This is a genomic window from Klebsiella sp. MBT K-1, assembly GCF_002556465.1.
GTDB classification, from domain to species: domain Bacteria; phylum Pseudomonadota; class Gammaproteobacteria; order Enterobacterales; family Enterobacteriaceae; genus Klebsiella; species Klebsiella grimontii.
Genome location: NZ_PDEL01000011.1, coordinates 155,590 through 169,977 on the forward strand (window position 1 = coordinate 155,590; position 14,388 = coordinate 169,977).

Sequence of the window (14,388 nt, forward strand, 5' to 3'; positions counted from 1 at the left end):
CTGAATACGCTTGCATCATGGTGTTGGAATAAAACGGGCGCCGGTGCGCCCATGACTGAAATAATTTCCAAACTATTTCGCGTCAGAGCAAGGCGGCGAGCCTGAGAATCCCCGGGAGCTTACTGAAGTAAGCGACCGGGGTGAGCAGGCGACGCCAACGCAGCTATGGCGTGAAAGACGATGGAAATTTAGATTTTGCCGACCAGGTCCAGGGATGGAGCCAGAGTCGCTTCGCCTTCTTTCCACTTAGCCGGGCAAACTTCGCCTGGGTGAGAAGCTACGTACTGAGCTGCTTTGATTTTGCGCAGCAGGTCAGACGCGTCGCGGCCGATACCTTCAGCGGTAACTTCGATAGCCTGGATAACACCCTGCGGGTCAACAACGAAGGTGGCGCGATCTGCCAGACCTTCATCTTCACGCATGTTGTCGAAGTTACGGGTCAGGGCGCCAGTCGGGTCGCCGATCATCGCGTATTTGATTTTGGCGATGGTTTCAGAGCTGCTGTGCCACGCTTTGTGGGTGAAGTGGGTGTCGGTAGAGACGGAGTACACGTCTACGCCCAGCTTCTGCAGTTCTTCGTAATGGTCTGCGACGTCGCCCAGTTCGGTCGGGCAAACGAAAGTGAAGTCAGCCGGGTAGAAGAAGAAGACGCTCCAGCGGCCTTCGGTATCTTTCTCGGTTACTTCGATGAATTCACCGTTTTTGAACGCCTGGTTTTTGAAAGGTTTGATTTTGGTATTAATTAAGGACATCTATACTTCCTCCGTGTTTTCGTTGAGGTCTAAGTTAACGAATTTTTCCTGACTCGACCAATGCGTTTGCATTATCGAATCAATAAGCGTTATCTAACAACCGGAACAAGACAACTTTGTGAACCTGTCAACGCGATGGCAAACTTCTGCCGCGTTTCGCATGATATGCGCTGAAAAGTAAAAAGGCCGCCCTCGCAGGCGGCCCCGTTACCTGAAACACCCGCAGGTAGGTTCAGCGCCAGTAGCTGGCAATGTGTTGCGCTCTACACCTTAATGTAACAGCTCAGCGATTACATCACCCGCTGAACGAAAGGGCAATCCATGCGTCTTCAGGTCTTACCTATGGCTGTAATAGGTTTTACCGCAGCCCTGGCTTTTATCATTGATTTTACAGGTCTTCACTAAATTGCCCCCTGTTCATACGGATCTGAATCCCCGGCTTCCGCGATGAGCTTCCTCCCGGCCGGCACATAGGAAGCGCCTTAATGACCCTCATCGGTTGATAAACGATACAGGCGTCAACGTCATAACGGCAATTGACCCTATGATAACGAAAATAGGCTTCAACACGCGATTAGGCCGCAGATAAAGAAAAACTACAGATTATGAAGGAGGTAAAGTCAGACTTCATAAACGCCCTTCAGCCTCAGGCGTTGCGGTAAACAAAAGGATCTGGCGGAATGTACGACGGTGGTATATATTTAGATAAACTTAATGACGACGCGAGTAATAAATAATAAGAAACAAATATTCACCCAGCAAATATGATGCGACCATATAATAATCTATTTTTCTTACCGCCAGCTTAACAGGACGTTGAAAATGGCTAATCTTTACGATCTCAAGAAATTCGATCTGAACCTACTCGTTATTTTTGAATGTATTTACCAGCACTTAAGCATCAGTAAGGCGGCGGAAACGCTATTTATTACTCCCTCTGCCGTCAGTCAATCACTCCAGCGTCTACGTAACCAGCTCAATGACCCGCTATTCGTTCGTTCAGGTAAAGGGATAACGCCGACTACGGTAGGCGTTAATCTGCATCATCATCTGGAAAAAAATCTAAATCAATTAGAACAAACTATTTATCTGACCAATCGTTCTGAATTAAAGAAACGTCTTGTGGTTTATGCCCCGCAGCTTTTTATTACCCCTAAAACAACCAATTTGCTTCATATGTTATTAAATGATTCAAACCTGTACGTTGAGCATCACGATCTGCTGGCATCAGGAGAGTCGGTAGAAAGCTTGTTATCCTACCGTAAAGCCGACCTGGTATTCAGCACTCTGCCGCTGTCATCGCGAGCCACCGTCTGTAAACGCATCCAGGAAATGGACATTTCGCTGGTGTGTAATGAAAACCATCCCAGGCTGGCATCACTGACCACGACGAAGGCCATACTGCAGGAACGATTTACTTATTACCTGTCTAACGATCAGGGAACTAAATCCTTTCAGAACCAGGCTGCCGGCATTCTTGCTGATAGAAAAATCGCTTTCAGTAGCGATTCATACACTGCCATACTTAATGTTATTCAACAAACTGATTTAATCGGTTTTGTGCCGACCTGTATTTTAGAATACATTAGCTTTCAAAATAAGTTTAAAATTATAGAGGCGCCATTTAAGATCCCCGCCATCAACATTTACATGATTTACAACCGGGTAAATATAGACGATCCAAAGTTTGCAAAATTCATCGATGATTTCGAAAGAAATAACGTCATCAAATAATTAAAATAATTTCATTGAATTGATGAATAATAACCAACCTCTTGATTACAAAAAGAGTATGATATAAGTAAAAAGTATCTTTCGCATTAAAGGAATAATGGCTGTGTCTTTTATAAAACTTCCATTACCAGAGTCCGTTCTGCAGGCTAGCCAGCAAAGAATAGAGTGGGTAATGGAAAACTTCTCCCGTATTTGCGTCTCTTTTTCTGGCGGTAAAGATTCAACAACCATGCTGCATCTCACGGCGCAGCATGCCCGCCATACAGGCAAAAAGATTTGCGTCCTGTTTGTTGATTGGGAAGCGCAGTTTTCCTGCACCATTGCGCATTGCGAAAGGATGCGCGAAGAGTATCGCGACGTTATTGAGCAATTTTTCTGGGTGGCGTTGCCCCTCACCACGCAAAACTCGCTGACCCAATACAACCCCGAATGGCAGTGCTGGGAACCCGGTGCGAACTGGGTGCGCCAACCGCCGAAAGATGCGATTACCGATCCCGGCTATTTCCCGTTTTATCAATCGGGTATGAGCTTTGAAACGTTCGTCCGCGAATTTGCCGATTGGTTTTCGCAAAACCGTCCCGCGGCGGTTATGGTCGGCATCCGCGCCGATGAATCGCTTAATCGGTTTATCGCCATCTCCTCGCAGCGTAAGCTTCGCTTTGCCGACGATAAACCCTGGACCACCTCAGCGCCGGGCGGTCACGCGTGGTACATCTATCCTATCTACGACTGGAAAACCGCCGATATCTGGACCTGGTTTGGTAAAAGCGGCCTGTCCTATAACCCGCTCTATAACTTGATGTATCAGGCGGGCGTTCCGCTGCGCTATATGCGTATTTGCGAACCCTTTGGCCCGGAACAGCGCCAGGGGCTGTGGCTCTACCATGTGCTGGAGCCTGAACGCTGGGCTGCCATGTGCCAGCGCGTCAGCGGCGTCCACTGCGGCGGGGTCTATGCCGGTCACGATAATCAGTTCTACGGTCATCGGAAGCTGGATAAGCCGGAGCACCACACGTGGAAAAGCTATGCCCTGTTCTTGCTCGATAGCATGCCGGAGAAAACGGCGGAACACTATCGCAATAAAATCGCTGTTTATCTGCACTGGTACCAGAAGCGGGGAATGGCGGATATTCCGGATACCCAACCGGCGGATATTGGCTCCAAAGATATCCCCTCATGGCGGCGCATCTGCAAAGTTCTCCTGAACAATGATTACTGGTGCCGCCAGCTCTCTTTTAGTCCGACCAAATCTCATCAATATAAACGCTATCGCGAGCGTATGAATAAGAAGCGCCAGCAATGGGGAATACTATGCAACGACAATTAATCCAGGCTATTGAACGCTATCTGCAATCGCTGGAAGATGAAGAGGAAAAGATTACTGCGCTTAACGCCTTCCGCCAGACTCTGCATAAATATAGCCCCTTCAAATCACAACCGGTTGATTGCGTACTGTGGGTCAAACAGGAAAACGTTTTGCCTAATGATTACAACCCAAATAACCTTGCGCCGCCAGAAAAGCGCCTGTTGTTCACCTCGCTGGAAACGGACGGCTTCACGCAACCCGTGGTGGTGTTGAAACAGGAGCATGAGCGCTACGCCATTATCGATGGTTTTCATCGCCATGAGCTGGCCAGCGGCAAAGCGGCGCTGAAAAAACGGCTGAAAGGCTATCTGCCCATCGCCTGCCTGGAAAATAACGGCGCTAAGCGTGATTCTCTGATGGCCGCGACCATTCGCCACAACCGGGCGCGGGGGCGGCATCAGATTCATGCGATGTCGGAAATTGTCCAGGAACTGACGCATCTCGGCTGGTCCGACGCGAAAATCGGCAAAGAGTTAGGTATGGATTCAGACGAAGTATTGCGCCTGAAGCAAATCAACGGTCTGGTGGAGATGTTCGGCGACCGTCAATTTTCTCAGGCGTGGACCGTTAAATAACTACAGACGACACAAACGTTCCGCCGCAGCCAGCAGCGTTGCTGGCTGTTTGGCAAAGCACAGGCGTATCAGCTTATGCGGGAACGGATCGGCGCAGAACACCGACAGCGGGATCGCCGCGACGCCGATTTCAGTGGTTAACCAGCGGCAGAAGCTGACATCATCCAGATCCGAGACGGCGCTATAGTCCGCCAGCAGGAAGTAGGTCCCTTCGCAGGGCAAAATTTCCAGGCGGCTGGAACGCAGCGCATCAATAAACAGATCCCGCCGCTCGCGGTAAAACGCCGGAAGCTGCCGGTAATGCTCCGGTTCGCGACGCAGCATATCAGCAATCGCCAGCTGCGCGGGCGTATTGACGGCAAAAGTCAGATACTGATGCACTTTCCGCAGCTCGCCGCTAATGGCGGCAGGCGCCACGCAGTAGCCAACCTTCCAGCCGGTCATATGAAAGGTTTTGCCAAATGAAGAAACCGCTACCGCCCGTTCGCGCAGCTGCGGATGCGCCAGCACGCTGGCATGGCCTTCGGCGGCAAAGCAGATATGTTCATAAACTTCATCGCTAAGCACGTAGATTTCACGATCGGCAATCGCCTGCCATAGCGCGGCAAAATCTTCACGCAGCCACACCGTTGCTGACGGGTTGTGCGGCGTATTGAGGATAACCAGTCGGGTTTTGTCGCTGAGGCTCGCGGCGAACTGCTGCCAGTCAACGCGAAAATGTGGCGGCTGGAGGGCAATACGCTTCAGCACGCCGCCCGACAGCTCGATCGCCGGGGCATAGCTATCGTAGCTTGGGTCAAAGCAGATAACCTCGTCGCCGGCGCGCACCAGGGCGGTAATCGCCGCATACAGCGCTTCCGTCGCTCCGGCGGTCACGGTCACGTCGCTGTTGGCATCGGGACGGTAGCCGTACAGCTCTTCGGTTTTATCGACGATGGCTTCGCGCAGCGCGGCCACGCCGGTCATCGGCGCATACTGATTGGCCCCCTGCGCCACATGATATGCCAGTCGCTCCTGCAGATAGCGTGGGCCGTCGAAATCCGGAAACCCCTGCGACAGGTTAATCGCCTGATGCTGCTGGGCCAGGGCGCTCATTTGGCTAAAAATGGTCGTGCCCAGTGAGGGGAGTTTACTCTCAGGAATCAGTGGCTTATTGCTCATTCTTTTTGTACCGTTTGTGATGCTGTTGTTGAAGCCACTATAACACGATGTTAATATTTGGCAATCAAGACGCTTAGACGTCTAAATGATAACGTTATTTCGCTTATGATTGAAAAACCGCTATCAACACAACGCCACCGTCAGCACGACCTACCGTTCACTCTGGAGAACTCATGATCCGCGCTATCGTGACCGATATTGAAGGCACCACCAGCGACATTCGCTTCGTCCACAACGTTCTGTTCCCGTACGCCCGCGAACGCCTGGCCGGTTTCGTTACCGCTCAGCAGTTTGTCGAGCCGGTGAAGACCATTCTCGATAACCTGCGCGAAGAGATCGCCCAGCCGGCGGCTGGCGCCGAAGAACTTATTGCTACCCTCTTCGCCTTTATGGATGAAGACCGCAAATCGACCGCCCTCAAGGCGCTGCAGGGCATTATCTGGCGCGATGGCTACGTTCATGGCGACTTTACCGGCCACCTGTATCCGGATGTTCTGCCGGCGCTGGAAAAATGGAAGTCACAGGGTATTGATTTATATGTATATTCCTCAGGCTCCGTTGCTGCGCAGAAATTGTTATTTGGCTACAGCGATGAAGGTGATATTACTCATCTGTTCAACGGCTATTTCGATACCCTGGTAGGCGCCAAGCGTGAAGCGCACTCCTACCGCAACATTGCTGAGCAACTGGGACAGCCTCCTGCCGCCATCCTGTTCCTGTCCGATATTCATCAGGAGCTGGATGCCGCGGAAGAGGCCGGTTTCCGCACCCTACAGCTGGTGCGCGGCGACCGCGACCCGGCCAGCCACCATCCGCAGGTTCAGCGTTTTGACGATATTCATCCGGAGCAGATCCCAGCATGAGCGCATTAACCATTTTTTCCGTGAAAGACCCGCAAAACTCGCTCTGGCACAGCACTAACGCCGAAGAGATCCAGCAGCAGCTCAACGCCAAAGGCGTCCGTTTTGAGCGCTGGCAGGCCGACCGTGATTTAGGCGCGGCGCCAACCGCAGAAACGGTTATTGCCGCCTATCAGCATGCGATTGATAAGCTGGTGGCAGAGAAAGGCTATCAGAGCTGGGACGTGATCAGCCTGCGCGCGGATAATCCGCAAAAAGAGGCGCTGCGGGAAAAGTTTCTCAACGAGCATACCCACGGGGAAGACGAAGTGCGCTTCTTCGTCGAGGGAGCCGGTCTGTTTTGCCTGCATATTGGCGATGAGGTGTTCCAGGTCCTGTGTGAGAAGAACGACCTGATTTCGGTTCCCGCGCATACGCCGCACTGGTTTGATATGGGTTCTGAGCCCAACTTCACCGCCATCCGCATCTTCGACAACCCGGAAGGCTGGATTGCCCAGTTTACCGGGGACGATATCGCCAGCGCCTACCCGCGGCTGGCGTAATGCCGCGACTCAACGGGTGAACAGGCTTATCACCACTCTCATGGCGTTTTCCCGGAAGCCGCGCGTGGCGCGCCTGTCCGGGCTAGCCGACCCGCAGACGGCGATGATCCTGTAGGCCGGGCAAGGCGGCCAGCTATCGCCCGGCGATTCCCTGCGCCTAAGCGCCAATAAACCTCGGCGGATCGAAAGCGGTCACCGGCGGCAGCGCCTCGCGCCATGGCTCAATTTCCACCCAGCAGCTCTGGGCGCTACAGCCCTGCCCCAGGCGCGAACTGCCGCGATCCTCGGTGAGCACGTTGGGATTACCGTGCTTATCCAGCGATCCCTTTTCATTCGGATCCAACGGATCGTACCAGGCGCCGGTCGACATCTGCACCACCCCCGGCAAAATCTGCTCGCTCAGGTGCACGCCGGCGAGAATCGCGCCGCGGGCGTTATAAACCTTGACCACGCTGCCTTCGCGGATATCCCGCGCCTGCGCATCCTGCGGGTGCATCCACAGCGGTTCGCGTCCCTCAATTTTCGTCGCCCGGCTCACGCTGCCGTGATCGTACTGGCTATGCAGACGGGTGCGCGGCTGGCTGGAGAGCAGGTGCAGCGGCCAGCGCGCCGCTTCCTGCCGCTGCCGCTGCGCCTCCTGCTCATCCCACCACGGGTGGCCTGGGCACTCGCGATAACCAAATCCGGCGATGGTTGCTGAAAAAAGCTCAATCTTGCCGGACGGCGTGGCGAGCGGATAGCGCTGCGGGTCGGCGCGAAAATCCGCCAGAAAGACCTGCGGTTTCTCCGGCGCGCTATACTCCAGCACTCCCTGCTGCCAGAACGCCTCAAACGACGGCAACGCGATCCCTTCTTCCTGCGCGCGCGGCCGCGACGCTTCGTAGATTTGCCGCAGCCACTGCCCGGCGTCGCGCCCCTCGCTAAAACGCTCAGCGAACCCCACCCGTTCGGCGAGATCGCAGAAGATGGCGTAATCATCGCGCGCTTCGCCCACCGGCGGGATCTGCGCGCTCATGGCGATCATAAAGCCATCGTGACCGCCGCTGCCGATATCTTCCCGCTCCAGCGAAGTGGTGGCCGGCAAAACGATATCGGAAAATTTGGCCTGCGCGGTCCAGAACTGCTCATGTACCACTACCGTTTCCGGCCGCCGCCAGGCTTCGCACAGGCGGTTAAGATCCTGATGATGATGAAACGCATTGCCGCCCGCCCAGTAGACGAGACGAATATCGGGGTAGCGCAGATGCTGGCCGTCAAACTCGTACGCTTCGCCCGGATGCAGCAGCATATCGGAAAGACGCGCCACCGGAATCACACTGTTCACGGCGTTATCCCCGGCCGGAAGACGCGGCCCGGAAAAGGCCTTCCGCGCCGCCCCAGCCAGATTAGTACAGGCGTAGCCAAATCCTAATCCGCCGCCCGGCGTACCGATTTGCCCCAGCAGCGCGGTGAGCGCCACCGTCGCCCAGTAGGCCTGCTCGCCCTGGCGCGCCCGCTGAATCGACCACGAGATATTGACCATCGTGCGCAGGCTCGCCATCTCGCGCGCCAGCGCGGCAATCCGCTGCGCCTCAATACCGGTTATCGCCGCCGCCCATTCCGGCGTTTTTGCGACGCCATCGCGCTCCCCCATCAGGTAGGCGCGATAAGGCGCGAAGCCCACGGTATGGCTGGCGACAAAAGCGCTGTCGTAGAGGGATTCAGTAATCAGCACGTAGCAGAGCGCCAGCAGCAGCGCGGTGTCGGTCCCCGGACGAACCGCAAGCCACTCTGCGCTCTCCACGGCGCTCAGGTCATTGCGCACCGGGCTGATATTAATAAAGCGCGTCCCCTGCTCCTGCATCTTTTCCAGCCAGTATTTCAGCATATGATCGTTGGCGCCGCCGCCGTTGACCTGCGCATTACGCAGCGGCAGGCCGCCGAACGCGACGAACAGCTGACACTCGCGCGCCAGCTCGGAAAAGTGGGTATGCTGGCGGTGCAGCGGGCTCAGCGGACCGAGTATATGCGGCAGGATGCGCTCGCCCGCCGCGCTGCTGTAGGTATTGGTGCTGGCGGTATAGCCGCCAAAGCACTTAAGGAAGCGATGCAGCTGGCTTTGCGCGTGATGGAAACGCCCGGCGCTGGCCCAGCCGTAGGAACCGCCGAAAATCGCTTCATTGCCGCAGCGCGCTTTGACCGAATTCAGTTCACGCGCCAGCAGATCGAGCGCCACCTCCCAGCTCACCTCCACGAACGGCTCTTTACCGCGCCCCTCGCGGGAAGCCGGGCCATTTTGCAGATAGCCGGCGCGCACCGCCGGACGGCGAATGCGCGTCTTGCTGGTGACCGCATCCGGGAGCGACTGTCCGATAGGTGAGGGATTTTTATCCCACGGCACCGGCGTCACCGCCTCAATGTTGCCGTCACGAGCCTGGACCTGCCAGGTCCCCCAGTGCATCACGGTCAGATTATGTTGTTTTTTCATAGTGCCTGTTGTTTGTCACCCGATAATGGTCGCTATAATAAATCGCCGGAACAATAAAAATAAAACATCGGCAGCCATACAATCCACTGCATCAAAGGCATTATCCATTAAGAATGACTCAAGGTTATTGCATAAAGCGATATATTAAAGAGCCACATTAATAATAATTAAGCAGCAATAGTGTATTGAATAAATAATACTGGCAAGCAAATTAAACCCACAAAATAAAAATGGACAAAGCCGCATCATGAAATATTTTCAGGTTGCCGATGACAAATTTAAGTTTTCCTCAGGCAAATCTGCGATATAACATTGTTGATATAACTTAGACATATTTTGTATTTGAGGTTGCGTGGCGGTTATTGTCATGCTACTGCTCCGCAGCCACCTCCATCACAGGACCATAATAACAATGTCGCAGAAAATGAAATTATTGCCCATCGCGCTGGGCCTGCTCTCGCTTGCCTCCGTTAACGCTCTGGCGGCAGAGGCGTTATCGCTTCAGGGAAAAACCATCGGCGTCGCCGTGGTCGGCACGCAGCACTTCTGGGATCGTGAAGCCTATAAGGGTGCGACCGAAGAGGTAGAGAAACTGGGTGGTAAAGCGATCGGCGTCGACGGCGGCCGCGATAACCAGGTTCATGCGAATAACCACGATATTTTACTGTCGCGTAAGGTTGATGCGGTAATTAGCATTCTGGGCGACAGCGCCGTTGAGCCTAAATTCAAAGCGCTACGCGATGCCGGCATTCCGGTATTTACCGTAGACCACGTTTCGAAATATTCGGTCAATAACACCACCTCAGATAACTACACTTTAGGGTCAACCATTGGTCGTTATATGGCCGATGAGCTGGGCGGCAAAGGCAACGTCGCGGTATTTAACGCATTCTCCAGCTCCCTGCGTATTTGCGGCATTCGTTACGACCAGTGGAAATATGTTCTTAAAGATTACCCGGATATTCATATTATTCAGCCGGAGCTGGCCGAACAGTTTGCCAACTCCCCGGAAGACGCGCGGAAGAAAACCCTCGAACTGCTGAGCCAGTACCCGAAAGGTAAGCTCGACGCAATTCACGTGGCCTGCTGGGATCAGCCGGCAATCGGTATTGTCCAGGCGCTGGAAGAGACCGGACGCGATAAAGACGTGAAAGTCACCGCCATCGACGCCGGCCCGGAAACCCTGGAGATCATGGCCGAACCGGGCAGCCCGTTCGTCGCCAACGTCGCCCAGCAGCCGCACCTGATTGGCCAGACCTCCGCCGATAACGTCGCGCGCTACTTCGACAAACAGAAGCTGCCGCTGCAAACCTTTATTCCGGTAGTCCCGGTGAAAGGCCCGCAGGAGGCGAAAGCGGTCTACAAACAGCTGGGATATGGCGAACTGCAGTGATCACTCAATCCTCCGGCGGGACGAACCCCGTCGCTGGCCTGGCGATGAACCAGATCAGCAAAAGCTTTGCCAACGTGACTGCATTAAATGCGGTCACGCTGCTTCTGAACCCCGGTGAAATTCACGGCCTGATCGGCGAGAACGGCGCGGGAAAATCGACGCTGATAAAAATCCTCGCTGGCGTCTACCGGGCCGATAGCGGCAACGCCACGCTGGACGGCGCGCCGCTGCCGCTCGGCAATCCCGCGGCGATTGAAGCGCTGGGCATCCGCGTTATTCACCAGGAGCTCAACCTGATCCCGCACTTTACCGTGGCGGAATCGGTGTTCCTCGGCCAGGAGTATCGCACCCGCTGGGGGGCGCTGGACCGAGGGCGAATGAACGCCGCCACCCAGGCGTTTTTTCGCGACAGCTGGCAGTTGGACATCAATCCCCGCCGCCTGATCCGCGACCTCAGTCTCGCCGAGCGCAAGCTGGTGCAAATCGCCAGGGCGCTGATCGACGGCGCGGCAAAGCTGGTGGTCTTCGATGAGCCCACCGCGCCGCTGGAGGCGCAGGAGGCCAGCCTGGTCTCCTCAGCGATTCTGCGCCTTCGCGAGCAGGGGATCGCGATCCTCTATATTTCCCACTATCTCAACGAAATCGCCGCCCTTTGCGATCGCGGTACGGTGCTGCGTAACGGCGAGGTCGTCGGCTATCCCGACCGGGACCTCCTGCAGAATACCGACGCGCTGATTAAAATGATGGTCGGTCGCGACATTGAACAGCTCTATACCCCTCGCCAGAGCAGCGCGCATCAGGTCGATGCCGCCGCGCCGGTGCTGTCGGTTCGCCATCTCAGCGACGGTCAGCAGCTGCACGATATTAGCTTTGATATTCAGCCGGGAGAGATCGTCGGCGTCGCCGGGCTGCTGGGCGCCGGGCGCGACGTGCTGGTCGATCTGCTTTACGGGCTGCGCCGCCCCCGCAGCGGCACGATAAGCATCGACGGCCAGGCGAAGCGGCTGCGGACGCCGTATCAGGCGACCCGCGCCGGACTGGCGCTGGTGCCGCGCGACCGTCGCCATCAGGGGCTGATTCTCCCCTTCTCCACCGCCGACAATATCAATCTGGCTTCGCTACCGGAAACCGCCACTTTCGGCTGGGAGCATCGCGGCAAAGCGCTGGATAAAGCGCGCGGCTGGATCGAACAGCTCGCCATCCGCCCCGGCCGTCCGGAACTGCCGGTGCGTTTTATGAGCGGCGGCAACCAGCAAAAGGCGATTCTCGCCCGCTGGCTGGGCACCGATGCGCGGCTTTTCATTCTCGATGAACCCACCCTCGGGGTGGATATCGGCGCGCGCAGCGATATCTATCAGCGTACCCGCGAGCTGGCGGATCGCGGTCGCGGCGTGCTGGTCTCATCCAGCGACGCGCCGGAGCTGCTGGGCCTTTGCGACCGTATCCTGGTGATGTGGCGCGGCGAGCTGGTGGCCAACCTCCCGACCCGCGGGCTGACGCTGGACGCGCTGCTGGTGACGATTAACGGTGGACAGGAACAACAGGTATGAGTGCAGGTATCCAGCGCCGCCCCCTTCCGGGCATCACGACGCTTATCGAAAAATTTCCCCTGATTCTCTTTTTTGCGCTGCTGGTCTGGCTCAGCCTGCAGTCGCCTTTCTTTTTAAGCTGGCAAAATATCAGCATGATGCTGGTGCAGAGCGTGCCGCTGGCGATCCTCTGCTTTGGCCTGGTCTGCGTGATTGCCGTCGGCGGCGATGATGTGGTCTCCGGCGGCATCGACCTGTCGCTGCCCGCCATCGCGGTGCTCGGCGTCGCGCTGCTCAGCCTCGGCATGGCCGAGTGGAACACCCCGTACCTGGCGCTGTTTTTACTGCTGATTGCCGTGAGCCTGGCCTGCGGCGCGGTCAACGCTACGCTGGTGCTGGCGGCGGGTCTGCCGCCGCTGCTGGCGACCCTGTCAACCTCGGTGGCCTTCACCGGACTGACCGACCTGCTGACCGGACAGCGGCGCATCGCGGTAAACGACCCGCTGATGGTGGCCTTTCGCGATAACGATCTTTTCGGCATTCCCTTGCCGCTGCTCTATCTGCTGGCAGTCTTCGCGTTGTTTCAGTTTTTGCTCCACCACTCCCGCTTCGGCCAGCATTTACAGGCGGTGGGCGGTAACCGCGATATGGCGCAGATGAGCGGGCTCAACGTTCGCCGTTTGACCATTATCGTCTGGCTGCTGGCGGGCATCGCCGCCGGCCTGGCGATTTTGCCGCTGCTCAGCCAGGGCTCCGGCAGCTCCAGCGGCACGGCGACGCCGCTGCTGCTGGAAACCGTCCTCGCCACTTTTATCGGCGCGGCGTTTTCGCGGCGTCGGGTGGTCACCATCTGGGGGGCGCTGCTCGGCGCGGTACTGGTCAATGCGCTCTCGAACGGGCTCGGCCTGCTGGGGGTGAATATTTTCTGGATGGGCGCGATCAAAGGCGGCCTGATCCTCGTGGTGCTGGCGGCGTCGGCGGTCAGACATAAAGGAGGCAACTGATGAGCCAGATGACGCTCAAGACCCCATCAACGAGTCAAACCGGCAGCAGCCCGCTGGCGTGGCTTTCCCGGGCGGGATTCGGCGGGATTACCCTGCTGGCGATTGCCCTGTTCGGCTGGGCGAACCCGGTATTTTTGACCTTCGATAACTGGGCCAATCTGCTGCAGGGCAGCGCGATTTTGTTGATCGTGGCGATGGCGATGACCCTTATCGTTAGCGCCGGGGCGATTGACCTCTCCGTCGGCGTCGCGCTTGATTTCGGCGCCGCCTTTGCGCTGGTGGCGCTCAAAACCTGGCACCTGCCGTGGCAGGCGGCGGTGGGCTGCGCGCTGCTCGGCGGGGTGATTATCGGCCTGCTGAACGCCTTCCTGATCCTGGTCTGCCAGATTCGCCCGTTCCTCGCCACCCTCGGCACCTGGTTTATCGCCAGCAGCGCCGAACGCATCTATACCGACGGCGGCGGCTCTATCTCCTACCGCCGGATGGCGCCGGAGTATCACGATCTGGCGGTCGGCAATATCGCCGGTATTCCAACGCCGGTGGTGATTGTGCTGGCGCTGTGGCTGGCGGCCTGGCTGATGACCGAACGCACGCTGTTCGGCAAATACGTACGCGCTATCGGCCAGAACGGCGAAGCGGCGCGGATCGCCGGGATCCGCGATCGCCGGACCATGCTATGGGTGCTGGTGGCGGCCTCCGCGCTGTGCGCCGTCGGCGGCGTCATTCTCTCCGCCAACTTGCGCCAGTTTACGCCGCTGGCCGGCCAGGCCTACCTGATGGACGCCATCGCCGCGGTCTTTATCGGCACCGCCTTCAACCGGCTGGGTCGGGTCAGCATCGCCGGCACCCTCGGCGGGGTGCTATTTCTGGCGATCATCGATAACGGCCTGAACCTGATGGGGCTGAACTACCTGGTGAAAGACGCGCTGGTTGGCGTGATTCTGGTGGTGGCGCTGGCCCTCTCCTTCTGGCAGGCGCGTCTGCGCCAGACCCATCGTTAAGCGG

Annotated in this window: 12 protein-coding genes; 9 read left to right on the forward strand and 3 right to left on the reverse strand. The window is 56.7% G+C overall.

Going from position 1 to position 14,388, the window contains the following annotated elements; translation table 11 throughout:
• Positions 1-188 precede the first annotated feature (188 nt).
• Positions 189-752 carry an alkyl hydroperoxide reductase subunit C gene (ahpC, locus tag CMQ96_RS17965; RefSeq protein WP_004130404.1) on the reverse strand — a complete coding sequence of 188 codons (564 nt, stop codon included), beginning with the start codon at positions 750-752 and terminating at the stop codon, positions 189-191.
• 822 nt (positions 753-1,574) lie between these two features.
• On the opposite strand from ahpC, the gene CMQ96_RS17970 reads away from it, so the two are divergent.
• The 3 genes from CMQ96_RS17970 to CMQ96_RS17980 all read left to right on the forward strand — a co-directional run bounded on the left by CMQ96_RS17970 (position 1,575) and on the right by CMQ96_RS17980 (position 4,427).
• Positions 1,575-2,486, forward strand: a complete 912-nt coding sequence (locus tag CMQ96_RS17970; protein WP_098067096.1) for a LysR family transcriptional regulator — start codon at positions 1,575-1,577, stop codon at positions 2,484-2,486.
• A 103-nt stretch (positions 2,487-2,589) separates the two neighbouring features.
• Positions 2,590-3,813: a phosphoadenosine phosphosulfate reductase gene (locus CMQ96_RS17975; protein WP_024358821.1), complete on the forward strand. Its 1,224-nt coding sequence runs from the start codon at positions 2,590-2,592 to the stop codon at positions 3,811-3,813.
• Entirely contained in the window at positions 3,798-4,427 is a 630-nt protein-coding gene (locus CMQ96_RS17980) for a ParB/RepB/Spo0J family partition protein (RefSeq protein ID WP_004135395.1), read from the forward strand. Before CMQ96_RS17975 ends, CMQ96_RS17980 begins: the two co-directional genes overlap by 16 nt.
• On the opposite strand, the gene CMQ96_RS17985 is transcribed toward CMQ96_RS17980, so the two are convergent.
• Positions 4,428-5,573 carry a pyridoxal phosphate-dependent aminotransferase gene (locus CMQ96_RS17985; protein ID WP_162685305.1) on the reverse strand — a complete coding sequence of 382 codons (1,146 nt, stop codon included), beginning with the start codon at positions 5,571-5,573 and terminating at the stop codon, positions 4,428-4,430. It abuts the gene before it with no gap.
• Positions 5,574-5,761: 188 nt separating this feature from the next.
• Here CMQ96_RS17985 and mtnC point away from each other — a divergent pair, with 188 nt between their 5' ends.
• Complete coding sequence (gene mtnC, locus CMQ96_RS17990) at positions 5,762-6,451, forward strand: acireductone synthase (RefSeq protein WP_098067097.1); 690 nt, start codon at positions 5,762-5,764, stop codon at positions 6,449-6,451.
• Entirely contained in the window at positions 6,448-6,990 is a 543-nt protein-coding gene (locus CMQ96_RS17995) for an acireductone dioxygenase (protein ID WP_004135399.1), read from the forward strand. Before mtnC ends, CMQ96_RS17995 begins: the two co-directional genes overlap by 4 nt.
• 157 nt (positions 6,991-7,147) lie before the next feature.
• Here the strand turns inward: CMQ96_RS17995 and CMQ96_RS18000 are convergent, their stop codons facing one another.
• On the reverse strand, positions 7,148-9,457 hold the full coding sequence (locus CMQ96_RS18000; RefSeq protein WP_098067098.1) for a molybdopterin-dependent oxidoreductase: 2,310 nt from the start codon (positions 9,455-9,457) through the stop codon (positions 7,148-7,150).
• A gap of 412 nt (positions 9,458-9,869) precedes the next feature.
• Between CMQ96_RS18000 and CMQ96_RS18005 the strand changes: the two genes are divergently transcribed.
• From CMQ96_RS18005 to CMQ96_RS18020, 4 genes are read left to right on the forward strand one after another with little or no spacing between them, the layout of a single operon-like run.
• Positions 9,870-10,850, forward strand: a complete 981-nt coding sequence (locus CMQ96_RS18005) for a sugar ABC transporter substrate-binding protein (protein ID WP_004135401.1) — start codon at positions 9,870-9,872, stop codon at positions 10,848-10,850.
• A 44-nt stretch (positions 10,851-10,894) separates the two neighbouring features.
• Positions 10,895-12,400, forward strand: a complete 1,506-nt coding sequence (locus tag CMQ96_RS18010) for a sugar ABC transporter ATP-binding protein (protein WP_176518991.1) — start codon at positions 10,895-10,897, stop codon at positions 12,398-12,400.
• On the forward strand, positions 12,397-13,383 hold the full coding sequence (locus CMQ96_RS18015; RefSeq protein ID WP_064411362.1) for an ABC transporter permease: 987 nt from the start codon (positions 12,397-12,399) through the stop codon (positions 13,381-13,383). Before CMQ96_RS18010 ends, CMQ96_RS18015 begins: the two co-directional genes overlap by 4 nt.
• Complete coding sequence (locus CMQ96_RS18020) at positions 13,383-14,384, forward strand: ABC transporter permease (protein WP_004135403.1); 1,002 nt, start codon at positions 13,383-13,385, stop codon at positions 14,382-14,384. Before CMQ96_RS18015 ends, CMQ96_RS18020 begins: the two co-directional genes overlap by 1 nt.
• Positions 14,385-14,388: the final 4 nt, after the last annotated feature.

Excerpts from the sequence above, each read along its gene's own strand:
- CMQ96_RS18010 (WP_176518991.1), top strand. The coding sequence starts at position 10,895 with ATGAACCAGATCAGCAAAAGCTTTGCCAACGTGACTGCATTAAATGCG.
- CMQ96_RS18000 (WP_098067098.1), bottom strand. The coding sequence starts at position 9,457 with ATGAAAAAACAACATAATCTGACCGTGATGCACTGGGGGACCTGGCAG.
- CMQ96_RS18020 (WP_004135403.1), top strand. The coding sequence starts at position 13,383 with ATGAGCCAGATGACGCTCAAGACCCCATCAACGAGTCAAACCGGCAGC.
- ahpC (WP_004130404.1), bottom strand. The coding sequence starts at position 752 with ATGTCCTTAATTAATACCAAAATCAAACCTTTCAAAAACCAGGCGTTC.
- CMQ96_RS18015 (WP_064411362.1), top strand. The coding sequence starts at position 12,397 with ATGAGTGCAGGTATCCAGCGCCGCCCCCTTCCGGGCATCACGACGCTT.
- CMQ96_RS17995 (WP_004135399.1), top strand. The coding sequence starts at position 6,448 with ATGAGCGCATTAACCATTTTTTCCGTGAAAGACCCGCAAAACTCGCTC.
- mtnC (WP_098067097.1), top strand. The coding sequence starts at position 5,762 with ATGATCCGCGCTATCGTGACCGATATTGAAGGCACCACCAGCGACATT.
- CMQ96_RS17970 (WP_098067096.1), top strand. The coding sequence starts at position 1,575 with ATGGCTAATCTTTACGATCTCAAGAAATTCGATCTGAACCTACTCGTT.
- CMQ96_RS17980 (WP_004135395.1), top strand. The coding sequence starts at position 3,798 with ATGCAACGACAATTAATCCAGGCTATTGAACGCTATCTGCAATCGCTG.
- CMQ96_RS18005 (WP_004135401.1), top strand. The coding sequence starts at position 9,870 with ATGTCGCAGAAAATGAAATTATTGCCCATCGCGCTGGGCCTGCTCTCG.